Source organism: Stenotrophomonas sp. 2201_Sma (assembly GCF_056486685.1).
In genome coordinates this window covers 2317912-2337895 of record NZ_CM151329.1, presented here as the reverse complement: position 1 = coordinate 2337895, position 19984 = coordinate 2317912, and the positions used below count along the sequence as shown (strand labels likewise).

At 60.3% G+C, this 19984-nt stretch carries 27 protein-coding genes; 12 read left to right on the top strand and 15 right to left on the bottom strand.

Annotated elements, in window-relative coordinates:
• The first annotated feature begins 17 nt into the window (after nucleotides 1-17).
• Nucleotides 18-749, top strand: a complete 732-nt coding sequence (locus tag ACZLIF_RS10995; protein WP_128988212.1) for a hypothetical protein — start codon at nucleotides 18-20, stop codon at nucleotides 747-749.
• A gap of 17 nt (nucleotides 750-766) precedes the next feature.
• Here ACZLIF_RS10995 and ACZLIF_RS10990 read toward each other — a convergent pair whose 3' ends face one another.
• From ACZLIF_RS10990 to ACZLIF_RS10980, 3 genes are all read right to left on the bottom strand, one after another.
• Nucleotides 767-904, bottom strand: coding sequence for a hypothetical protein (locus tag ACZLIF_RS10990; protein ID WP_164972352.1), 138 nt, complete (start codon nucleotides 902-904; stop codon nucleotides 767-769).
• 9 nt (nucleotides 905-913) lie between these two features.
• On the bottom strand, nucleotides 914-1420 hold the full coding sequence (locus tag ACZLIF_RS10985; RefSeq protein WP_164972357.1) for a DUF3693 domain-containing protein: 507 nt from the start codon (nucleotides 1418-1420) through the stop codon (nucleotides 914-916).
• A 90-nt stretch (nucleotides 1421-1510) separates the two neighbouring features.
• The gene (locus ACZLIF_RS10980; protein WP_128988214.1) at nucleotides 1511-2311 is read right to left on the bottom strand and encodes a hypothetical protein; all 801 of its coding nucleotides are present in this window, start codon (nucleotides 2309-2311) and stop codon (nucleotides 1511-1513) included.
• Between the two features lie 41 nt (nucleotides 2312-2352).
• Here ACZLIF_RS10980 and ACZLIF_RS10975 point away from each other — a divergent pair, with 41 nt between their 5' ends.
• Complete coding sequence (locus ACZLIF_RS10975; RefSeq protein WP_128988215.1) at nucleotides 2353-2613, top strand: hypothetical protein; 261 nt, start codon at nucleotides 2353-2355, stop codon at nucleotides 2611-2613.
• A 17-nt stretch (nucleotides 2614-2630) separates the two neighbouring features.
• Here the strand turns inward: ACZLIF_RS10975 and ACZLIF_RS10970 are convergent, their stop codons facing one another.
• Nucleotides 2631-2951, bottom strand: coding sequence for a hypothetical protein (locus ACZLIF_RS10970; RefSeq protein ID WP_128988216.1), 321 nt, complete (start codon nucleotides 2949-2951; stop codon nucleotides 2631-2633).
• Nucleotides 2952-3034: 83 nt separating this feature from the next.
• On the opposite strand from ACZLIF_RS10970, the gene ACZLIF_RS10965 reads away from it, so the two are divergent.
• The 10 genes from ACZLIF_RS10965 to ACZLIF_RS10920 all read left to right on the top strand — a co-directional run bounded on the left by ACZLIF_RS10965 (nucleotide 3035) and on the right by ACZLIF_RS10920 (nucleotide 8118).
• Complete coding sequence (locus ACZLIF_RS10965; RefSeq protein WP_164972358.1) at nucleotides 3035-3172, top strand: hypothetical protein; 138 nt, start codon at nucleotides 3035-3037, stop codon at nucleotides 3170-3172.
• A complete protein-coding gene (locus ACZLIF_RS10960; protein ID WP_128988217.1) occupies nucleotides 3162-3446 on the top strand; it encodes a hypothetical protein in 285 nt (94 codons plus the stop codon). Before ACZLIF_RS10965 ends, ACZLIF_RS10960 begins: the two co-directional genes overlap by 11 nt.
• Nucleotides 3436-4491: a replication initiation factor domain-containing protein gene (locus ACZLIF_RS10955; RefSeq protein WP_128988218.1), complete on the top strand. Its 1056-nt coding sequence runs from the start codon at nucleotides 3436-3438 to the stop codon at nucleotides 4489-4491. Before ACZLIF_RS10960 ends, ACZLIF_RS10955 begins: the two co-directional genes overlap by 11 nt.
• Nucleotides 4473-4751 carry a single-stranded DNA-binding protein gene (locus tag ACZLIF_RS10950; RefSeq protein ID WP_128988219.1) on the top strand — a complete coding sequence of 93 codons (279 nt, stop codon included), beginning with the start codon at nucleotides 4473-4475 and terminating at the stop codon, nucleotides 4749-4751. Before ACZLIF_RS10955 ends, ACZLIF_RS10950 begins: the two co-directional genes overlap by 19 nt.
• A gap of 3 nt (nucleotides 4752-4754) precedes the next feature.
• On the top strand, nucleotides 4755-5006 hold the full coding sequence (locus ACZLIF_RS10945) for a hypothetical protein (protein WP_049422019.1): 252 nt from the start codon (nucleotides 4755-4757) through the stop codon (nucleotides 5004-5006).
• Between the two features lie 34 nt (nucleotides 5007-5040).
• A complete protein-coding gene (locus tag ACZLIF_RS10940) occupies nucleotides 5041-5181 on the top strand; it encodes a hypothetical protein (RefSeq protein WP_164972359.1) in 141 nt (46 codons plus the stop codon).
• Between the two features lie 59 nt (nucleotides 5182-5240).
• A complete protein-coding gene (locus ACZLIF_RS10935) occupies nucleotides 5241-5390 on the top strand; it encodes a hypothetical protein (RefSeq protein ID WP_164972360.1) in 150 nt (49 codons plus the stop codon).
• A 67-nt stretch (nucleotides 5391-5457) separates the two neighbouring features.
• Complete coding sequence (locus ACZLIF_RS10930; protein ID WP_478461937.1) at nucleotides 5458-6453, top strand: hypothetical protein; 996 nt, start codon at nucleotides 5458-5460, stop codon at nucleotides 6451-6453.
• The gene (locus tag ACZLIF_RS10925) at nucleotides 6450-6797 is read left to right on the top strand and encodes a phage coat protein (protein WP_128990220.1); all 348 of its coding nucleotides are present in this window, start codon (nucleotides 6450-6452) and stop codon (nucleotides 6795-6797) included. Before ACZLIF_RS10930 ends, ACZLIF_RS10925 begins: the two co-directional genes overlap by 4 nt.
• A gap of 1 nt (nucleotide 6798) precedes the next feature.
• Nucleotides 6799-8118 carry a zonular occludens toxin family protein gene (locus ACZLIF_RS10920; protein ID WP_193396963.1) on the top strand — a complete coding sequence of 440 codons (1320 nt, stop codon included), beginning with the start codon at nucleotides 6799-6801 and terminating at the stop codon, nucleotides 8116-8118.
• 89 nt (nucleotides 8119-8207) lie between these two features.
• Here ACZLIF_RS10920 and ACZLIF_RS10915 read toward each other — a convergent pair whose 3' ends face one another.
• The 11 genes from ACZLIF_RS10915 to ACZLIF_RS10865 form a co-directional block, all read right to left on the bottom strand.
• On the bottom strand, nucleotides 8208-8399 hold the full coding sequence (locus tag ACZLIF_RS10915; protein WP_128990866.1) for a hypothetical protein: 192 nt from the start codon (nucleotides 8397-8399) through the stop codon (nucleotides 8208-8210).
• 236 nt (nucleotides 8400-8635) lie between these two features.
• Complete coding sequence (locus tag ACZLIF_RS10910) at nucleotides 8636-9007, bottom strand: DUF3653 domain-containing protein (RefSeq protein ID WP_430543093.1); 372 nt, start codon at nucleotides 9005-9007, stop codon at nucleotides 8636-8638.
• 440 nt (nucleotides 9008-9447) lie between these two features.
• Complete coding sequence (locus ACZLIF_RS10905) at nucleotides 9448-10257, bottom strand: hypothetical protein (RefSeq protein WP_478461936.1); 810 nt, start codon at nucleotides 10255-10257, stop codon at nucleotides 9448-9450.
• 562 nt (nucleotides 10258-10819) lie between these two features.
• Entirely contained in the window at nucleotides 10820-11866 is a 1047-nt protein-coding gene (locus tag ACZLIF_RS10900; protein ID WP_164972404.1) for an ATP-binding protein, read from the bottom strand.
• A 22-nt stretch (nucleotides 11867-11888) separates the two neighbouring features.
• A complete protein-coding gene (locus ACZLIF_RS10895) occupies nucleotides 11889-13739 on the bottom strand; it encodes a hypothetical protein (protein WP_024956856.1) in 1851 nt (616 codons plus the stop codon).
• A complete protein-coding gene (locus ACZLIF_RS10890) occupies nucleotides 13732-14448 on the bottom strand; it encodes a hypothetical protein (RefSeq protein ID WP_049401583.1) in 717 nt (238 codons plus the stop codon). The genes ACZLIF_RS10895 and ACZLIF_RS10890 overlap by 8 nt, the downstream gene beginning before the upstream one ends.
• A 375-nt stretch (nucleotides 14449-14823) precedes the next feature.
• Nucleotides 14824-15147: a hypothetical protein gene (locus ACZLIF_RS10885; protein ID WP_024956858.1), complete on the bottom strand. Its 324-nt coding sequence runs from the start codon at nucleotides 15145-15147 to the stop codon at nucleotides 14824-14826.
• 720 nt (nucleotides 15148-15867) lie between these two features.
• Nucleotides 15868-16107, bottom strand: a complete 240-nt coding sequence (locus tag ACZLIF_RS10880) for a hypothetical protein (RefSeq protein WP_126412177.1) — start codon at nucleotides 16105-16107, stop codon at nucleotides 15868-15870.
• Nucleotides 16108-17023: 916 nt separating this feature from the next.
• Nucleotides 17024-17548 (bottom strand): Pycsar system effector family protein, encoded by a 525-nt coding sequence (locus tag ACZLIF_RS10875; RefSeq protein WP_474752781.1) that lies wholly within the window; start codon nucleotides 17546-17548, stop codon nucleotides 17024-17026.
• Complete coding sequence (locus tag ACZLIF_RS10870; protein ID WP_369332838.1) at nucleotides 17493-18275, bottom strand: E2 domain-containing protein; 783 nt, start codon at nucleotides 18273-18275, stop codon at nucleotides 17493-17495. Before ACZLIF_RS10870 ends, ACZLIF_RS10875 begins: the two co-directional genes overlap by 56 nt.
• A 92-nt stretch (nucleotides 18276-18367) precedes the next feature.
• Nucleotides 18368-19900, bottom strand: a complete 1533-nt coding sequence (locus ACZLIF_RS10865; protein WP_111205582.1) for an adenylate/guanylate cyclase domain-containing protein — start codon at nucleotides 19898-19900, stop codon at nucleotides 18368-18370.
• Nucleotides 19901-19984: the final 84 nt, after the last annotated feature.

Here is a 19984-nt window from a genome sequence, read left to right as displayed (position 1 = left end):
CGGTGGCAGGGGACGCAATGGATATGCAGGCAGCGGGCGAACTCGATTCGCCGGCAAAGACTGATTCGCAGGAACTGACCTTCCACTGGCTCTACCAGCGGGTCCAGGGGCTGGCTGAGCACAGCATCTATCCGAAGGCGGGCAGGGTGGAAACGTGGGCGTTTCGCATTGGCTTGGCCGCCGCAATCGTTGGCATTCTCTGTGGCCAGCTGCCTGATCGGTGGCTACCTGTGAGTGTGGTGCTGCAAGTGGTTGTTGCGTGCCTGGCCATCGAGATCGGCGGCTTCATCGTTGGAGTCGCCCTGGCCGCCTGCAGAGGAATTCACCAGTTCAGCCAGCCACGGCTCTCGCACGCCAAGGAGATGGACGGCGACTTCGCGCACTGGCAAACGGTGGTTACCGAGCTTCGCCGCTTCCCCCGCATCGAGCGTGAGCGACGCCTTCGCTATGTCAGCACGCTGCGCACCAATATGATCGAGCGCATGGGCATGATGTATGGCGGCCTGCAGCGGCTCGGGCCGTTTCCACTGCTGATCGCGCTCTACCTGCAATTCCGCGAATGGAAATGGGGTGACTGGGCGAGCGCGTTCGACGTCAGCCTGCTCGGCGCATTGTTGATCTTCGCCATGGTGCTGCTGTACCTACTGGGCTGGATGCTGATCAGCCTCCGCACCCGCCTGGATACTTACGTCGCCCTGCTCGAGGGCTCCACCCACGAGCCCGAGCCCCCGCAACCAGCGCCACAGTAGAGCCGAGCCAAGCTCGGCTACGGCATGCCACATCGCACCCCATCAGGTATCTCACCAGCCAGCAGCTGCAGCACCCGGTCCATCAGAGCAGGCTCCGGCACGCCCGCCCGAAGGCCGGTCAGGTCAATACGGTGGTGCGGGTCGAACACGATCATGCCGCGATCTCATACTTGGCTGGGCAGTCTCGGGGCGGAGGCAGGAGCCGAGCCAGAGGCCCAGCCATTGCCATGCGGAGCCAATAAAGGCCCAGATTCGGTGGGTACGTGATTTCGCATAATGTATACAGCTTGTGCCTTGTCGAAGCCCGGCACCGCCGCCCGAACCTTGTGGGGTAGGGCGAAGCCAACAGCCAGGCATAGCGCCATCGCGGTAGCGGCGAGTTTTCGCCAGACAGCCTTCTCTTCCCGGCTTATGGCACGCGCCTCACCGACAACTCCCAACACACGGGCCAACGGAATTCCGCTCAATCCGGCGATGGTTGCGCAGACGACAGGGTCCGGAAGCGCCCTTGCGTGCCTGTAGTTGCTGATTGCTGAGCGGCCTACGCCAAGGGCTGCCGCCAGCTGGTTATCGCTGCTTACCCCGGCTGCGACCTTGCACGCGTCCAGCAGCGAATTGATGTCTTGCATGTTCATGCCCCTTGACAGGCTGTGTTCAAGGGGAATATACATGCACCCGATGTTCATTGACCTTGAACATCCCCGCCATCGGCACCCCAAGGCCGCTGGCGGGTCCTCTTGGGGCTAACGGGCAGGGTCATGCTAATCGACGATGAACACGGCAATTCGCTCATCCAGTGCAACCATGAACGTTGCAGCAGCACCTGCAAGATCCCTCGCTATTTGTCGAATGCCGAGCAGATGAGCGTCTTGAGCGGCGTCGTAAGCGCCGGCTTCGTGTCCTCCTCGCTCCTCCTGCGATCGAAGCTCCTTGATCTTGAGCGAAATTACAGTCCGATACCAAAGGACCTTCTTCTCAAGTTCAAAGAGTGCATCAATGCAGGCCGCATCAAGGGTCGTTTTGAACTCATCGCTCCAGCTGATGCTGTCCAGATATCGCTCAGTCATCTCAAGCTGAAGAACGACGGCCAACCTCTCCCTTCTCACCTCATTTGTCATCGGTTCGAATCCTGGAAGCGCTTCGCCTCGATTGGCTTGGCCGTCCCCCGCGATGGCTGCGAAAAGTCGCTCCATTGCCTCGACGGGGTACTGAGCTCTTCTCGCGGTGTTCCTCATTACGCGCAGTCGCGCGACTATCGTTTCGTGAATGCGCCTCTTCTGCTTGCGCGCCTCAATCGCTCGGCCTTCCTCTGCCTCCTTGGTGAACTGGTGCGCAAAGCGCCCGATTACGATTGTTGCAACAGCAGCGACTGCGGCGGCCAGTGCGGAGACCCAGTCAGAGGCACTATCGGAACTGGAGAGGGGAGGGAGCGCGGGCGCTTTAAGAAGCAGGTAGATCAGCACCGCCACGGCGAGGCCGAGGGCGAACGTCGTGACGCCATGCGGCGTAATGCTTCGCATCCGAATGAGCATTCGACCCCAAAACTTGCGATCCAGATCCATCTTCGCCCCTTTGCGATGAGTCCTACGCCGGGGATTCTGCCATGACAGAGCCCCTCCTTGCCCTCGCGCTTCTGGGGGCCATCGCGGCCATCTCCATTGGCGGCGCTCGCATCGTTTCGTGGCTGCTGGACCGGCGTGACCATGCCGCCGTCCAGCGCGCCAAGGAAGCGGCCGTCGTTGCCCAGGCACGCGCCGAACTGGCCGCATCAGGCTGGACCGCTGAGGAAGAAGCTGCGTTCCAATCCATTCGCGCCCAACAGGGCGCTTCCCTGAGGCATCTGCGGGAGGTGCGCCGTGCGTGACGGGCTTCGGAAAGACCTCAGTCTGTCGAACTCCTCTGCGGATCGCCGGATTCGCCGCGATTGGCGTCAGGTGAGCGGGCCTCTGGTGCCGGGGGCTCCGTCAGGACGTGCATCAGGGCTGTCCGCCAGTCGCGCACAAACTCCGGAGTTGCTCGCGTCTCGGGGGCGCTCATGAATCCCTCGCTCCAGTCTGCGGACGCGCCAAGCGCCTTCGCAAACTCCGGTGATCTGTTGACCATCACCAGTGCCGTCACTGCTGATTCGAGTGCCGCAATACGGGCCTCCAGCTGTTTTACGTACGACTGCGGCTTGCCGCTGAACTTCATGGGTGTGCGCATGGGCGTCTCCGTTTGCCTGGACACGAATCATCGCACGGCATCGCTGGCGCCGGTTTGCCTCATCAATCAGCAGGAGGGTTGCCATGTTCCGTAACAGCCCCTTCCCGTGGGTCCTTCTCGCTATCGGCGTCTTCGCAGCCGTCCCGAACCCGGTAACACTCGTGCTGGTCGTCTTCGGCTTCCTGCATTACGTGATGGGGAGCATGCGCAATGGCCGTTGATCGCTCGCCCCTTCGCGTGGCCGCGCGCAAGACGGCTGGGGCTGCTGGCCTGCTCATCCTCGTTTGCGTTGTCGTGAGCGCATTGGCTGGCGTCGGGGCGCTGCTCGGCGACGACTTCTGGACTGCCTTTCGCGCGATCTGGCTCGCCATCGCCGGTTTCGTCGGCGCTGTTCTCGGTCTTTGGGCATTCGTGGGGGCCTGGAAGTGGTGCATGGATGCCCTGTTGGATGAGGGCCGCCTTGTCGACCAAGAGGGGGCGGACGATGGCCGTTGATCGCGCACGGTTTCGCATGGCTGTCGTTGGCGGGGCAGGGGGCTTTTCCCCGCTTTCGCCCGGTGAAAAGGGTCAGCGGGCGGCGGCGGGAATTGGCCCGGGGAGTAACACGGGCCAAAAGGGTCAGGAAGACGCAATCATCGACTACCTGACCATTGTGGTCCCGCTCTCTGCACTTGAGGAAGTGAATTGCAAGAAGCTCGACCTCTTGCTGTTCCGCATCTTCGGCTTCCGTGGCGAGGTCGTTGCCGGTGCCATCCGTGAGAAGAGTTGGAACTTCTATGAGCAGTCGGCAGTGCTCATCGACCGAGAGAACGAGGTAGTGGGCCGCGTTGGCATCGGGGGTAAGAAGAACACTGTTTGCCTCAGCCTCACTGGCATGGGTTGCAAGTGGATTCGTGACTGGCCGCGCGTCTACAAGCAGTGCTCCATGCTCGACGCCAAGATTACCCGCGTTGACTGCGCGCACGACGACTACGAAGGCGAACGCCTGGACGTGCATGCGCTCCGCGAGGTTGCTGCTCAGGGCGGCTTCACCGAAGGCGGTTGCCCGCCGCGTCACCGCTTCATTTCCGATGAAGGCCACAACACCGGCTGCACGCTGTACGTCGGCGGAAAAGGCCACAAGGAACTGTGCGTATACGAGAAGGGGAAGGCCGAGGGCCTGCCGTCCTCGCGCTGGGTGCGCGCGGAAGTGCGCCTGTACGGCAAGCACATGGAAATCCCGCTGGATGTGCTGTTGAACCCGGGCGCGTACCTGCGCGGTTCGTACAGCGCGCTGCAGGACCTCATCAAGGGCGTGTGCACCCGACTGCGCACGATTCGCAAGCACGTTGAAGTTTCCGCTGAGGCGATGGTGCTCTGGTTGGAGCGTCAGGCTGGCCCAGCTATCGGTGTTCTGCACGGAGCCTTCGGTGATTCGTTTACCGACTTCCTGCTGGCCCGCGTCGTCCGTGATGGTCACCCCGGACGTTTTCGCGGCATTGCAAAGGGTGAACCACTCCATCGCTATGTGAGAGAAGAACTATGCCTATCTGCCGCGTGAAGTCGGCTGCTGTCGATGAACAGCACAACGCCAAGACCAATTCCATCATCCGTTCCCAGATGGTCGGCCTCGACCTGGGCAACGGCTTTGAACTGCCGTTCCGTGTCGGCCTCGGCCAGCGTCCGCCGTACCCGGCTGGCGAGTACGACATTGATCCCAAGTCGTTCGCGCTGTCGCCGTATGGCGATCTGGTGCTCAAGCGCTACGTGGACCTGACTCCCATCGGGTTCAAGGCTGCGCCGGCCACGTCGAAGGCCTAAGTCATGAGCCTCTGCGTTGCTTTAGGGGAGAACGGAACGCTGATCCCAACCGGTCAGCCCGTCGATCAGTGCACGGGGTATGTGCTGATGAGCAGCGCAGAGGCTTCCTCCGTCGCCATGTTCGCTGAGGCGTTCAAGGTGCCGGACAAAGACGTACTCGCAGGATGGGCGTCGGGGCCGTTCATTCTGATCATGACCCTGTATTTGGCTGCGCACATCGGTGGCCGTGTTGCAGCTGTGTTCGACAAATCGTAGGCCGCCATTAACTCAACAATGAAAGGGGATTTACATGGATTTCGATTCGATTCTGACCGGCCTGTCCGTCGCTGCTGCGCTCACCGCCTTGGGTGGTGGCTTCGCCCTGATCGCCGTCGTCGGCTTCTCCCTGTGGGGTGGCCGCAAGGTGGCGGGCCTGTTCGGCAAGTCGTAAGCCGAGCAGTGGTGGGGTAGGGGAGGCCATGCCTCCCCTTTCTATTTCAGGGGAGTGATATGGACTATCAGATGATCATCGGCGGCCTCCAGGTCGGCATGGTGGTTCTTGCGGTGCTGGGCGGCTGTGCCGTCATTGCCCAGTTGAAGTTCGGCCTGTGGGCGGGCCCGAAGGTGGCCCGGCTGTTCTTGACGCGGGGTGTCAAATGATCCTCTGCCTGTTCGCCGGCTTCATCAGCGCGCTGTGCGGCATCGCTGTAGTCATGGGGATCCGTGCGTGATTCGTCATCCGCTTATTGCCGGCGTCCTCTTGATGATCCTGACTACGTCACCACGCGCGATAGCGGCGATGTATGCGGATCAGGGGGCGGCGTATGCCGCTTGCATGGCTGCAATTGCGAAGGGCACCGCGGCGTGGCAGCCGATGAGGTGCAGAGAGAGTAAATCAAGCGATGGCAGTGGCAATTACGCCGCTTGGGACAAGAACGGGCGTGATGTGGGCTGGCAATGGTTCTCGTGGTCGAAAGATAAGAGCTGCGATAAGCGGCCTGATGAGTCTGGCTGGCAGGGCGGCGAGACAGCTGCAACGGTGAATGTTTGTCATACCGGCTGCATGTACAGCAGCAGTCTTGATCCATCGAGCCCATCTGGGTTCACGTACTACCCAACAGGGGGCGCCTGCACAGAGACCGATGCGCCCGCTCCGACGCCTGCTGGTGACGGAGGTGATCCGGGCGAGGGCGGAGGCGGTGATGGCGGGGGCACCGATCCGGGCGGCGGCGATGGGGGCGGCGACAACGGCGGCGGCGATGGCGGGGGCGGCACCGATCCCGGCGGTGGTGACGGCGATGGAGGCGGGGGCACCGGACCGGGCGACGGCGAAGGCGACGGCGATGGCGGGGATGGCGGTGGCGGTGGCGGCACTGGTCCCGGACCGGGTCCCGGCGACGGTGATGGTGATGGGGACGGCCCCGGGCAGCCGGGCGGCGATGGTGATGCGCTGTATGAGTCGGAAGGCAAGACCGTCGAGAAGCTTTATGACGACTTCGCCGAGCGGGTGAGCAAGGCCCCGATCATTGACGCCACCAAGAGCTTCTTTGAGATCAGCGTCAGCGCCTCTTGCCCGATCTTCACTTTCCCGGCGACGGCGTATTGGGATGCCATGACATTTGATTTCCTGTGCAAGCCTGAGATTGTCGCCATCCTTCAACTGCTGGGCTGGCTGCTGCTCGCGTTCGCCGCCTTCCACGCAATCAAGATCGCGCTCACATGATCAACCTAATCGCATTCGTGACGCTTCAAGCCGGATGGCTTAACGACCTGACCGAGTACATACGCAAGCAGGTGGAACGCCTGTGGAATGCCATCGTTGAGTTCTTTCGTGACCTCGTGCTGTACGCGATCGAACAAGTCCTGGACTTGGCCGCACACGCGCTGGAGAAGCTGCCGGTACCGGAGTTCATGACCGAGTACAAGCTCGGAACCCTGTTCGCAAACGCGGGGCCGACCATCGCGTGGTTCGTCAACATCTTCAAGATTCCCGAGTGCATGACCGTGGTGTCGCTCGGAATCGTGTTCTTCATCACCCGGAAAATTCTGACCTTGGGGAAGTGGTGACATGCTGGTTTTCAACGAGGGCGTGCCGCGTGCAGGCAAGAGCTACGATGCGGTCAAGAATCACATTCTGCCCACACTCAAGAAGGGGCGCCGGGTATTTGCGCGCCTCAATGGCCTGAACCATGAGCGCATCGCCGAGTATTTGAACATGCCCGTGGATGAGGTCTACAAGCTGCTGACGCTGGTGGAGACCAAGGACGTTGCAACAACCTTCGTATGCTCCAGGCATCCGGAAACCGGCCAATGGTGCATTCCCGATGAGTTCAAGGATGCGCTCACGGTGATCGATGAGGTGCACGAGTTCTACGTTGCACAGCGCAACCAGCTGCCGGAGGAAGTGGAGAACTTTTTCGCACTGATCGGCCAGAACGGCGGCGACGTGCTGATCATGACGCAGTGGATCAACCGCGTGCATCAGGCGGTGAGGGCGCGTATCGAGCGCAAGAATGTCTTCCAGAAGCTCACGGCTGTGGGCCTGAAATCGCGATATCGCGTCACCTATTACCACACCACCAGCCCGGGCAAATTCGAGGTCGTCGGCGGGAAGACGCTCAAGTACGATCCGGCCATCTATCCGCTCTACCACGGCTATGCAGTCGGCGCCGAGAATGCAGAGGTGTATGAGGAAGGCGGCACCAACATTTGGAAACAGCTTGCACCCAAGATTGCTATTGCAGCCGTGGGGCTCATCTTCGGCGTATGGGCATTCGGCGGCTACTTCATCAGGATGATGCACAGCGACGAGCCGGAAGCGACCGTGGAGGCACCGGCAGGCGCCAAGGCAACGCAGGGGCAGGGCGCCCACAAGGCCATCAGCACCGGCGCTGTGCCGGCCGCAGCCGTTGCGGTGCCCGCCTCGGATCCATTGGCCGGGATGACCGTCGAGCAGCGCTACGTGGCCGCCATGACGCAGGCGAATCGAATTCGGTTGGCCTTCACTGCTCAGTTCGGAGACCGTTCGGTCGGCATGGTCGAATGGGTCGATGGCTCAGGGAACACGGTCGATCAGTTGAGCTTCGATGCGCTGATTGCGATGGGCTACCGGCTCAGGGTTGCCGTCTACGGAGTTCGCCTCACGGCGGGTTCTTTTGAGACGGTTGCAACGGCGTGGCCGAGGGAGGCACCCCGGCGCGAAGAAGAGCCAACGCTGTACCGCCTGGACAGTGACCGTGCTGCCGCTGGTTCTGCGAGCGTAGCGAGTGGAAGCGGCGGCGGCGCGGGCGCGGTCATGGCGGCAAGTAGTGGAGGCGCCATCGTGCGCGTAGGTGAGCGCCCCATGGGCACGTTCCCGGAATCCAAACCCTACCCGCCAAGCTTCTGATTAACGTGACGCGTCACGCCCGATTGGCCTGACACGCTCCGCGAGGTAAGCTTCCGCCTGCAGAGGGGGAAGCAATGAAGACATGGATTTCAGCAGGTCTTCTGCTGTTCGCGTGCAGCGCGCACGCCCAGCAGGTCAACAAATGCGTTACCAAGACCGGTACCGAATATCGATCCGGACCTTGCGATGATGGTGTTGCGGCCAAGACGTGGTCTGCGGAGGTTGCCCCAAGATCGCCCGAAGTAGTCGCCAATGAGCGTCGCCTCGATCTGATCCGCCAAGAATCTGCCGCCAGGACACAACGCACACGCACTACACCGGCTTCTCGCGGCACCGCAATCCAGTTCTCCCAGTACAAGAATCCGGATCGCTGCGCTTGGGCGAAGGCCCAACGTGCCGCCGCCTTCGAGGCTGCGGGGCACCGACGCACCTTCGCGCTGAGCCGCCAAATGGACGACTTGGTGTATGAATCATGCAAGTAGCCGGGGTGTAGGGGCGGCGCCCCTACGGAAGCGCCTCACACGCGCTGGCGGGGCCTCGGCCCACGGCTCATGTAGACCACATTGGAGGTTTCGGCGCCGGAGCCGGGATCACCGACGCCCAACCGCCGTTCTCGGCGAATTCTGAGGACTTCGGCAAGGTAGATCACGCCGGATTTCGCCTTGGCGGATCCCGTGGAGGCCGGAGCCGATCGTGCAGCCAAGTCTGCGCGAGCCTCGGCCATCATCAGTCGCCATTCCCGCGCAATGTTGCAGGTCAGGGACCACCAGGCCATGTCGGAGGGCTCCAGCTGGTGACCTTCGGGCGTGAACATGTGTCCAGCTTGGAAGCCGAAACCGGCCCAAGGGCCGGTCAGGTCAATTCTGTCGTGCGGATCCATCTTGATCATGCTGCAAGCTCATCCTTGTCGGGGGAGCCAGCAGGCAGGCAAGAGCCAAGCCAGATGTCTGCCGCACCGAAAACGCCCGGCCTCTAACGCATTGATTTTAGAAGATATGGATGGGGTGAGCTTAGCCTCTTCCTGGCAGCTTCCGTCCACCAAAGATGCCCGATATTTCCGGAAGTCCACCAAAGATGCCCGATATTCCCGGAAGTTCACCAAAGACGCCCGGCATTTCCAGAAGTACATAAATAACGCCCAACAGTTCCGGAAGCCCATAAAACACGCCCACGACTGCCGGGGGTTCATTAGAATTGCCAATTAGCCCACGCGGCGGCAAAGCCTCCCCTTGTGTTGCGTACTCGCATGAAGGCTACTGCCGTTCGCAGTCCGGCACGAGACAGTGCCGTTGCCCCAATGATGGCAAAAATTGCTAAGAACTGCCTGCCTTAGGATTTCTGCTGGATTCTAGCTGTTTTTCGAGGTGTCACCCAGGCGACCCGGACTTCTCTCAAGGAACGGGCGGAACCCTGAAGCTCGATGACCGGATACCCACCTGAAGGCAGTACATCCTTCGGATTCAGCTTGAACACCCTTGCAAGCGTCAACGCCAAGCCTTCCTCATAAGCGGTTGCCAGAACCCACACAAGCGCGTCGACCAAGGCGGATCTTCCCTTAATGCTGTCCAATACCGAAGCGACGATTACGGAAGGGGACCTATCCGGCTTGTCGTTCGCGATACCAAAGGCCGCAGCGGCCAGCTCCAGCGCTGTGCCGCACGCTAACGTTACCATCGGGTCGACAACCGAGAGATTGAGCCAAGTCGCGCCGCTGGCAGAAACACCATAGGGAGCTAGGAACGACTCGTGCCGCTCTACCTCAGTGGGTCCTTGGGTGTCGTAGTGCGTTGAGCGGAAGCTCAGGACAGATAGGCCTTCAAGTCCGACCCTGGCGCATGCCGCTGCAGTGGCCCGCGTCAAAGCATCGTAGGCCATCAATGGGAGCGGAGCGCACATGAGGCCCGAGTTGCCGCCAATCATTGCCCAGCCCCAGAACGCCCCTGGCTCCGGATCGTCAGCGGATGGCTGGAAAGCCTCATACCTTACGTGAGCATTGCCATCGTCCTGGTGGACGGGCGGCATAGGAGTCGTTCTATCAATCAGGCGCGCCAGAGCTGAAGGCCAGCTTTGCGCATCACTGGGGAAGTGAATCACTCGGCCTGCCCGCTGGCGTGATGCCCAATGAAGGTAGTCATCCACCCACTGCGACACTTCACGAGCGGGAAATTGCCTGACGTCCAGTAGCGCTGTGTGGGCGTCGATTGGCTGAAATCCACAAGTACAAGTCCCGAGACCACCGGAGTGGTCAAAACTGGTGCCCAGCGTCCTTCCGCATGCCTCGCAGTGGCTGATGAGCTTCTCGCCATGCCAAGGGCACGCAGAGATGGAAGGAAGGAGAAATAGTGAACAATGGTAGCCGTGAAGTGCGCATGCGGGGCACCGCATATATGGAAGCTCACTACCCGCGAGAAGTCGAAGTGATTGAACTGGAAGCCACGCGGCCGGATTCCATAGATTCTTCGTTGTGACGTCACGGACTTCGATGGCTGACGCAAAAGTATCCTGCACCCGGCCCGGCAGAAGCAAAGGGCGGAGCATGGAGCGCCCAGTCTTACGCCTCACCCCCATGATCATGAGTTGCTCACTTGTTGGCATGCCCAGTGCAACGATCCGCTGCAGCACGCCGTAGCCCGATATGTATGGATAGAACTCATGCTCTGCGCCGACAATCCGAGGCGTAGAAGGATTTACGGCGCGAGAGCTATTCATTGCTTCCCCCTACCTGGTTTGCCGTATTCTGTATCTTCTCAATGATGGCGATTGCCTTGTCGGACATCTTCTCGCGCATGCGAATGAACTCGGTTCGCAGGTACCCGACATGCACAAGCGCAGCACGGACGTCAGATGGAGTGAAGCGTTCGAAACTCTGCTGAAACCAAGCGTTCGTTAGCAGATTCCGCACGGTCGATGTGAAGGAGCACATCGGCCAGCCACTATGTTCGGGAAGTCCCACCTCCCTCCGGAGGGCGGACACAGCATCGCAAATCATCTCCGTTTCAGATTCCAGCCGCCATCCGCGATCAAATGCGTCGGTGGCGAAGTATCTAGAAAATGGCATGTCCTCTGTCGGCCACCATGCTGCGCCGTCGTAGCGCGACAGGGCATGCCTGACTTCATCTCGCGCCGCAAGAGGAAGAAATGGGGCTGAGTCCAGAAACCACCGGCGAACAACATGTGACGGATGGTGCTGCCACATGTCGCCAAGCTCGATGCCCTGCTGGTCACTTTGGTACACAAAGACCAAAAAGAGAGTAAGCCTGTCCTTGCTCATCAAGTTATCAAGATCTTCTAAGCACTGAAACTCAAGATTGGTGAGCCGTTGAGCACTGTCGATGAACAATACGTACCTGCGTACGTCGGCGTGCCCACACGCGGCGCGCATGTGATTGTGTACTCGTGCCCTCAGCTCGTGAGGCCTGGCCGATGACCAGCGCGGCATTCCCAGTTGATGTGAAAGCGCGTGCCAGAAGCTCAGCGGGCTCCTGCATGCATCTGAGGTTGCGACGATTGCCCTGGCCACACCTGCGCGGCGTCCGTCCTCCACGAGCCAGCGCCAGTCGGTTTCGACTAGATAGTCTTGCGCCGTGGATTTGCCAACCCCGCTCTCTGAATAAAGAGAGCATCCATGATGACCCTGCTGAATGTTGTACAGAACGAAATCCGCCATGCGTTCGACAGGCTTCGTGTTGATACGGTAGCCAGACTCAATGAAAAGTGGATGGTCGGGGTCAAGGCGACGGACGGCCATGATGGCCTCCGCAAGGTCCGATCTAGTCATCAAGATTCACCTTGCCTCCCCGGGGGACTCTTACCGGGATGTGAGCTGGCTGGGACCGAATGTCGGGCAGACGGCCGAAGTGCAACTGCTGCAAGCGCGCAAGTTGGTCGACTGCGGGTTGGGACGTGTCTGCAGTAGATCGAAGATGCGCTATGAAGGCTTCAATTGCACACTCCACGCCAGCGATTGAGAAATCACTGCGCTGTTTGGACCAACGACAGATGATCCTTCGCGTCCTCTCGTCATGCGGCGCGCGCGACCAAGGCGCTCGCGCGGTAGCCACTCCGAATGGCACGGTGGCACTTTGAAGTAGCACGATTGAACGAAGATCGCGCCTATTCACGCGCGCAAGAATCCTGGTGCCAATCAGTCCCCATTTATCGTTAAGGGAAGGGGATCGGTAGTCCGCATACAAGTAGGTGACATGGGGCAACTCCCCATTATCCTTGTTGCCTTTTACGGGCAGGCTTACGATTGTCGAAGCCATATCTGCAGCATCCAGGCCACAGGTTTCCGGCGCAAACGCAAACGCTGACTCTTTGCGATTCGTGAGATACGCTAGCGGCGTCATCTGTCCGAGTGCGGAGTGAGGCGTCGCGTTGTAGTTGGCTATGATGACGTCCAGGAGCTCCTCGAGAAGGTGCATCTGGATGGGATGGGCATCCGGAGAGAAGTTGCTGATCCTGATCTTGTTTTCCCCCAGCCGTTTGGCGGGCTCAAAACCGCCGGGGATCTTACGCAGCGCACCACGTTCCAAGCGCGAGAAGAATTGCTCTACAATGGGTCGTGAGCGCGGTGTGTGCGACTTTCCGAAGATCATCACACCTCCCCGAGCCCTGCAGAATGCTGCTTCGAGTGCATGGGCCGAGTGCGCAAGGAAGTTGTCCAGTGCGACAGCGGCCGAGCGCGTGACTATCGGCGTTGCTGCCTGATAGACGGGCATTCCAGCGCCAGGTGCGTAGAAGAGGTCCGGGATCGTCAGGTCCCTGGGAGCCCAGGGTTCCATTGACTTGGACAAGCAGAGCGCTACATCAAGATTGTCATAGCTCTGGCCGACACAGAGAAGCCATCCCGTTACCGCCCTGGATTCAGTCTCTATTTCGATGAGAAGCCATAGCCGTGACACTTTGCGCGTAACACGCGCGCCATTGGGCATATCGATGGAGATCTTGCATTCAACATCGATTTGGTGCGCGTCAAACTCCGTTCTGGCGAACAGGCCCATCCGTACTGCTTGCTCCAAAGCGACAGGAGCGTTCGATGCCGATTGAGGTTCATAAAGGTCCACGTCGGCTACTGCCGACTGCCGCCGCTTGAGCAAAGCAAGCAGCGAGCGCTTCCCCTTGCCAGGATCGTTCAGGGGGAATTTGTCCTCCAGGTTGTGCTGCTTCAGCTCCGCAAGGACTCGTTGGTGCAATTTTACGAACGCGCTTGGAGGGCGGCCCGGCGGCAGATGGGTTGCAAAGCCATCGATCAAGGCTTTAACACTCGGCACAGCTTCGGAGACTTTGTGCCACGCAAATCTTCCTGGAACCAGCGGCAATTCCGCGGGTTCGAAGGAAAGCTCAGTCGAGTAACTGCCCCATGGAATGCATACGCGAAATCCGTGCGGCATGCCATCGTGGGCTATCGTGGGCGCTTTCATTGCCATGCGCTTCAGGCGTTTGTGGCAGATTCCATATCTCCGGGATATAGCGGTGATGGTGGAACGGCCCAGAAGCAAGGCGGTGAGTGCTTCCTTGGCCACGCGGAACTTGGAGAGATGATCTGGTGCAATATCAACCGGATGTGGGGAGTACCACTCGTCGAGTGTCGCCTGATCATAGATTTCGTACCTAGCCATGACGCACCTCCACGAGGGCATCCGGATCCCCTGGGCGATAGTCCACGAGTTGTACGCGGCCGGTGTAGACGAGGCTTGCCACTGCGCAAGCCACTGCGAACCGGGCCTGGCCCGTCTGCAGTTGTAATGCGCTCATGGTGAGGCGCTCAACGTTCTGGAGCATGTCCTCAATCCTCACTTCCAACTGCCTGGCCCCCGCGATCTTTGCATTGGCCCAGACAAGCGGAAGTAGTTCGTAGGCAACAGCGACCTCGCTGGCGCGAGATGCCAGAGAGTTTTCGTGGACAAGTCGCAATACGAGCCCTTGATTCAAGGCCATGTGGATGAGCTCGTCATCTGCGGGAAGCTTGACTAAGCCAACGCTCAGTGAAGCCACCCGTTTTGTAGGGATTACAAACTGGTAGTGCTGGGTGCCATCCCTCCGCCCGACCCAGAAGCTCAACTCAAGGTCGCGCTTCTCGCCTACCGTGATTCGACGCGGCCTCTCAACATACATCTCCACCTGGGGGTCAAATTCGAGCATCAGCGCCTGGCAAAAGTTGACCAGGTCGGCCACCGTTACGGTCCGCCCATTCTTCGGGGACTGAAATACAAAGATTTCGCGGCGGTCGCGCTTGCCGCGTGCTAGCTCGAGAGGGGAATGGGGCAGATGCCCCTCACGGCGGTCTTCGTCCGTCGGTTTGGCGGTCGCGCTTTTTCCTGCGGTCATCATCCTGCTCCTCAGCCGTCGGCTTGCGAACGTCTGCCCGGTCTCGAGATTGGAACAAGGTGCCCATTCAGGTTCGCCTCCGCCATATGAGATGGGGAGGAAATGGGCGCACCCCTCCGCGCGAACGGGAAGTCGCTTGACTTTGTCAAGGAAAAGGGTGAGCCTCAGGGTACAGGCTGAGTTTCACCACCATCTGCTCCAACAGATGTCACTTGCCCCCGCGCCAACGGGGGCAAGTCATTTCCAGGGTTCGGAGATGTTAGTTTCCGGCTCTTGGTACTCTCCTCGGCGCTCGGCGAGCGCATCTTCGGGGACGTCTTGAGTCTGTTCTTGAAACGCTACAAGCCCGGCCCCTTGAGTTTGGGTTGTGGGGCGTCATTCCTGGTTGGGCTTCAGAGCAGCCGCTTCATCTTGCGGGGTGCCAGATACTGCCGGCGGACTGATTGCGGCCCTCAGCCCAACCATCCAGTCGGCGATGTCCATCGCAAAGGCAAATTTGCCGCGGCGGCCGGGCACTTTGAATATCTTCACGGGCAAGGTTCCGCGTGCCTCTGCTTGGCGGAGCGCGTGGCTGGAGCGATAGCCAAGAGCTCGCGGCAAGTTTTCATAGCCGATGAGAGGCCCGAAATGAAAGGTCAATTCTCTTTCGATCTCACGGCGTTCCGGGGCCAGGATTGATTCGTTGGTCCGCTCCGTCATGGCGTGGTCACACCCCGTCGCTTGTGTCCTCCTGATTCTGCCCCTCTAATACGGATGGTGGAAGGAGTAACAAACTCGCGTTTCGTTACCCATCAAAGGTGAATGGGGAGGGGCACGGCCATGGCGCTCAAAGAGATACCCTTTTACGGCGAGGCGCGACTTGCCCGCATGCGTGCAAGCACGAGCATACTTCCCGCCAACCGAGCCGTGTCGTACTGCCTGCGATCACTCAGTGTCGGATTGTGGTTTGAATGCTTGCGAAGCCGAATGGGCCTATCCAGCGCATACGCGCTCGGACAGTCGATATCCCCGGAGCGTCCCGGCTGCCACTCCAATGTGTGGGTGAAATATGCCCATGCGGAACACGTCCCGTCCCAGGCGACGCAGGCAGCAGCCGAGGCGCGCTATCCCGGCTCCCGCATGGTTCTATGTTCACCGGTCTGGGCCGCTCTGAATGTCCACGAGGCACTTGGCGGTTGTGGAGAATCAATACTCATGTCGCTCAGTGCACCTGTGCAACTGGAAGTGTTCAGCGGAGCGAGCTTGCGAGCCGGCATGTTTGTCCGCCGAGACCGTCGGTTACGAGAGATCACCGAGGGCTTGTGCGGGCTGGGCACTCTGGATAGCCTGGCGGCACTAGTGGTGATGTTGAGGGTCGCCCATGAGCAGGGCAGACGGCATGACTGCTTTGCCTTGGGGCGTGCACTGCACGATTGCCTGCTACTGGTGGGGCAGGATAGTCCCATCCAGCTTATTGCCGAAGAGCTGTTCTGGTACTTCAGCCATTTCGTGCTTCCTTTCACAGGGTGCCGGGGTGTTCGGATTGCATCGTCGCGACGCCGCTTGCTCCTGCAGCATGAGGTTCTCTCCCGCCTCGTACTTGAGCTTGAAGACAGCGGGTTCGACTATCTCCCAGGCATGCGTCACCCGCTCTTGCGGGTAGTCCGCAATCAGCAGCATGCTCCGTCTTCGCGCTTCTTCTCGCCCGGCGTCGGACCCTGCAGCGCAACATCGCGGCAGATGGCGCGGTAGCGCTATCAATACAGAGTCTTGTTGAGACGAGGAGGCATCCAGGATGGTGAGCGCAGAGACTAAAGGCTCGACCGATTACGAAATGAGCCGCTTGTGGTGGGCGGCACGGCTGTCGCAGTCGAGTAGAGGCTCAAGATGATTGCCTATCTTGGTTGGGGGTCGCTGGTATGGCAACCCGACGGTCTACCGGTTCGTGGACAGTGGCTGGCAGACGGGCCAACGGTTTGCGTAGAGTTTTTAAGGCAATCCGGCAATGGACGGCTTACGTTGGTCATGCATGCGGCCGCGTCTGCTGTCACCTCCTTCTGGGTTGAGGCTGGTACCGACGACGAGGGCGACGCCAAGCGAGCCTTGCGTGAGCGGGAAGCCATTCCCTCAAAGAACATGGAGCGACACTTGGGGGTCTGGACACATGGCTGTCCAGCACCGGCGAGTATTCCTGGGCTCGCTGACTGGGCCGCTGCTCGCGGGATTACCACTGTGCTATGGACGGCGCTGCCACCGAAGTTCAACGGGGAAAATCAACGCGTCCCATCAGTGGAAGAAGCAGTTGCCTACCTCGCAAGCCTCTCAGGGCAAACTGCGACGCTCGCAGAAGAGTACGTCCGGCGAGCCCCGCCCCAGATTGACACCGTCTATCGTCGTGAGTTTGCTGCACGTCTAGGCTGGCATCCCCTTCCGAAAGGGAGCTAACTGCGACGTGCGTGTGATAGCCGATGGCCAAACTCCGGCAATGGCCAGCACCGTTTCTCACCTTGGGCCGACTTGGGCCGGAAGGCCCGGCCCTGTCAGCGCTGCCCGGGGCTCCGGCTCAACAACTGGATGAGCAGAAGCCACTTGTGTGTCACTTTGCCGGCGGAGGCAGCACAACGATGAGTGCCATCCATGGGGCGATTGCCAGAACAGTGGCAATGTACGCGTACTTCAAACAGCTGAATTTTGACGAGAGAATCTTGGAATTGCGCCAACATTGACCCAGGAGGTCTTCCTCGAACTCCATCAGCGTACGCTCCGCGCACTTCTGCAAGAACTCGTGCTCGGCCATGCTCGACACCCGTTCAAAGAAGATGAGCGAATTTGACCCGCCTCGCAGTTCCGGAAAATATCCGTACCACAGGTGCCAGAAGCTAACAGTAAGCGGTGTAAGGAACAAAACGCCCACAACCGAGATCAGGGCCGTTAGTTCATCAAGTTTCGGCAGCCGCGTCGCGATCATGGCAAGCATGCCCAGGTTGATACCCAGGCCGACCGAGAGTTTTGTGTCTACACGGGAGAAGAAGCCCAAGACCAAATTCAGCTGCTGCCAAGCGGCACTAACGCGGTCGCTTTGATTTGGCGGGTGGCCGCCAGAATTTTGAGGTTCTTGCACGGGGTGAGTTCTCTGTCTTGAGGGATACGGTTTGTGTTCGTTTGATGGCAGATCGAAGACCGCAGATGTCCAGCGTTCCGCAGCAGCGCGCTCCTGCAGCCGCACAATCCTCAAGGAAAGCTGTGTCGGCCAGCGCACATCGGTGCTGTTCCAAGATGAAAGTGACCAGGGCCGCAGCGTGGTCGCCACATGCAGTGATCGCACCGTCAGGATCGCGGCCACATGGGCAGACTGGGGGTCTCCCGACCAAGGTTTCAGTGCGCGTCGACACCCGAGCAAGGAGTAGTTTGCCGTGCCAGAGCTCGAGCCTCCGCTTCTGAGGGCGCGAATCCTTGCGGACCATGAACTGCCCCGCGAGCACATCTGCCTTGAATGCCGGACCCAGTCGTTCGGCTGCCTGCTCAGCATTGGCCTGATGCTGCGCAGCACGACCGTGCGCGCGGCCGTTCTCCGCTCCAGGAAAGACCCGGCGGGCGTTCGCGCCGATCTGGTAGGTCAGGTACTGGTAGACCGTGGCCCACCAATGCCTCGCTGCTGCTTCGTCTTGGATCCGGCTCGGATTGTCTTCTCCCCAGCCGAGGCAGAAGCTACGGTCACCGTTGATATGCCGATCGGGACAGAACCCCGGCAGCATGCCGGGGTCGGCGATCTCGCGCACTGAGACGTGCTCGCCTGCAACGGAGACGAGCAATCTAAATGCGTACTCGGCTCCGCCGGCCCGAACCACTGTGATCCCAACCAGCCCCCCGACAGGGTCTACGATCAACGTGGCACCGTAGTCCGGTGCCACGCGCTGCAGCAGCTCCAAAGGCCTTGGCGTCACGTCGCGGCCACATGAGGACGGATCGGCTGCGCGAGCGCAGGAGCCACTGCGGGTGCCACTTCAGCGTAGTGTGCCTCCAGTGTTGCCTTCGCCACGCGGTCCCCGGATGCGGCGAGTTCCTCCACCGCTGCGGCATAGTCTAGGTTCGCCGCCTTTCGCTTGTCGGTAAAGACGGTCCGTATCGCGGCGCTGGCGGCCTTGTAGGCATTTTCACCAATGGCCGTCTCCACACCGTCGCAGAGTCGTTGTTGGGCTTCAGATTCCAACACCGCTCGCCCCGTGGCACACCGCAGAAGGCTCCCCTTCATGCCCAGGCGGGAAATGGCAAGGGGGCCAAGTTCGAAGCCAATGGCCAATCCCAGCTCTGCCACTTCCGCGCCTTCGGCGCTCAGTTGCTCCAGGGCAGTGGAGAAACTGCTGCGCAATGCACCCGCGCACTGGGCAGCGGTGCTGACCGTGTCCTGCGCATCTGTCGTCCGTGACGTGCCCTCCAGCAGCACCCCATGAAGGCAGTCGCCAATAAAACGGACACGACGCCCGCCAAAATCCTCGTGTACGACCGCATCCAGCTCAGAGCGCAATACGTGCAGTGTTCGAACCAGATGTTCGGGATCCTCCTCTAAGTGCTTGTCCACGAAGTCGGTGAATCCGTCAATGTCGGCATAGATCGAAACGCCATCAAATCGCCTTGAGTTCGCCGCGCTGAGCAGGGAGAAGTCCAGATCAGAAAGCGGAGGCGTCGGTCGACTGAACTTGAATTCGCCGATAGGGAGCTCGGCCTGTTCATCTTTCCAGAGTTCGATGATGCGCGACTTGGAAATGCCGAGTGCAGCGGCCTCGACGCATGCGGAAATCTGAGCATCGGTCAGCGAAGTGGTGCGGTCCTTGTTGCCGGTCAAGGTAGGCAGTTCAAGCACGGCACGTGCGCCGTGCGTCAGGTAGATGCCTTCAGCCCCTCCATGCCCGGCACACTTGGCCGCCTGATTGGCTGGGGAGCCTAAGAAAAGAGGTTCTCGGCTGGCGCGACGACCATTGTTGACGGCCAACGCCATCCCGCTGTCAATGCCGACACGAACCTGGGCATTGGGGATGTGCGCGTCCGAGTCGCCCGTTTCAGCCAGCACATCGATGGCGAGCTGGGCGATCGCAACCGCGCGCTCGATCCGGGCGCGTTCGTTGGCATCGCCGTACGGCTTGGTCACAACCGCATGCAGCCGCTGGTTGTGAAAGTCCACACGGATGGCATCACTTTCAACGAGGATGCGATGGACGGCGCGGTAGTGCTGATTCAGGAATCGAAGGGCCCGCTTGTGGCAGGTTTCGCCTTCGATGTCAGTGCAGCTAAGCATGTCCGCCAGATTGACGATGTCGATGTAGACATGCGCCCCTTGGACGCGATAGGCGCGATTGACTGGAATATCCACCAGCGAGGTTTCCCGCTTGTAATCGCGGATGTCCACGTCGCGGACTTCGGCGTAACGGGTGGCAATGCGCTTCTTGGTGCGATCTTTTTTCCAGCTGTGTCCCATCGTGCTACTCCCTGCGCCCAAGAGGAGGCCAGGCCGGGCGGGTCGCGTCGCCTACGGCGTGGCTGGCAGCCGGATTCATTCCAG

Bases quoted from the DNA above. Each gene is read 5' to 3' on its own strand.
- ACZLIF_RS10995 (WP_128988212.1), top strand. From the start codon at position 18: ATGGATATGCAGGCAGCGGGCGAACTCGATTCGCCGGCAAAGACTGAT.
- ACZLIF_RS10990 (WP_164972352.1), bottom strand. From the start codon at position 904: ATGATCGTGTTCGACCCGCACCACCGTATTGACCTGACCGGCCTTCGG.
- ACZLIF_RS10985 (WP_164972357.1), bottom strand. From the start codon at position 1,420: ATGTATATTCCCCTTGAACACAGCCTGTCAAGGGGCATGAACATGCAA.
- ACZLIF_RS10980 (WP_128988214.1), bottom strand. From the start codon at position 2,311: ATGGATCTGGATCGCAAGTTTTGGGGTCGAATGCTCATTCGGATGCGA.
- ACZLIF_RS10975 (WP_128988215.1), top strand. From the start codon at position 2,353: ATGACAGAGCCCCTCCTTGCCCTCGCGCTTCTGGGGGCCATCGCGGCC.
- ACZLIF_RS10970 (WP_128988216.1), bottom strand. From the start codon at position 2,951: ATGCGCACACCCATGAAGTTCAGCGGCAAGCCGCAGTCGTACGTAAAA.
- ACZLIF_RS10965 (WP_164972358.1), top strand. From the start codon at position 3,035: ATGTTCCGTAACAGCCCCTTCCCGTGGGTCCTTCTCGCTATCGGCGTC.
- ACZLIF_RS10960 (WP_128988217.1), top strand. From the start codon at position 3,162: ATGGCCGTTGATCGCTCGCCCCTTCGCGTGGCCGCGCGCAAGACGGCT.
- ACZLIF_RS10955 (WP_128988218.1), top strand. From the start codon at position 3,436: ATGGCCGTTGATCGCGCACGGTTTCGCATGGCTGTCGTTGGCGGGGCA.
- ACZLIF_RS10950 (WP_128988219.1), top strand. From the start codon at position 4,473: ATGCCTATCTGCCGCGTGAAGTCGGCTGCTGTCGATGAACAGCACAAC.
- ACZLIF_RS10945 (WP_049422019.1), top strand. From the start codon at position 4,755: ATGAGCCTCTGCGTTGCTTTAGGGGAGAACGGAACGCTGATCCCAACC.
- ACZLIF_RS10940 (WP_164972359.1), top strand. From the start codon at position 5,041: ATGGATTTCGATTCGATTCTGACCGGCCTGTCCGTCGCTGCTGCGCTC.
- ACZLIF_RS10935 (WP_164972360.1), top strand. From the start codon at position 5,241: ATGGACTATCAGATGATCATCGGCGGCCTCCAGGTCGGCATGGTGGTT.
- ACZLIF_RS10925 (WP_128990220.1), top strand. From the start codon at position 6,450: ATGATCAACCTAATCGCATTCGTGACGCTTCAAGCCGGATGGCTTAAC.
- ACZLIF_RS10920 (WP_193396963.1), top strand. From the start codon at position 6,799: ATGCTGGTTTTCAACGAGGGCGTGCCGCGTGCAGGCAAGAGCTACGAT.
- ACZLIF_RS10910 (WP_430543093.1), bottom strand. From the start codon at position 9,007: ATGATCAAGATGGATCCGCACGACAGAATTGACCTGACCGGCCCTTGG.
- ACZLIF_RS10900 (WP_164972404.1), bottom strand. From the start codon at position 11,866: ATGGCCGTCCGTCGCCTTGACCCCGACCATCCACTTTTCATTGAGTCT.
- ACZLIF_RS10895 (WP_024956856.1), bottom strand. From the start codon at position 13,739: ATGGCTAGGTACGAAATCTATGATCAGGCGACACTCGACGAGTGGTAC.
- ACZLIF_RS10890 (WP_049401583.1), bottom strand. From the start codon at position 14,448: ATGACCGCAGGAAAAAGCGCGACCGCCAAACCGACGGACGAAGACCGC.
- ACZLIF_RS10885 (WP_024956858.1), bottom strand. From the start codon at position 15,147: ATGACGGAGCGGACCAACGAATCAATCCTGGCCCCGGAACGCCGTGAG.
- ACZLIF_RS10880 (WP_126412177.1), bottom strand. From the start codon at position 16,107: ATGCTGCTGATTGCGGACTACCCGCAAGAGCGGGTGACGCATGCCTGG.
- ACZLIF_RS10865 (WP_111205582.1), bottom strand. From the start codon at position 19,900: ATGGGACACAGCTGGAAAAAAGATCGCACCAAGAAGCGCATTGCCACC.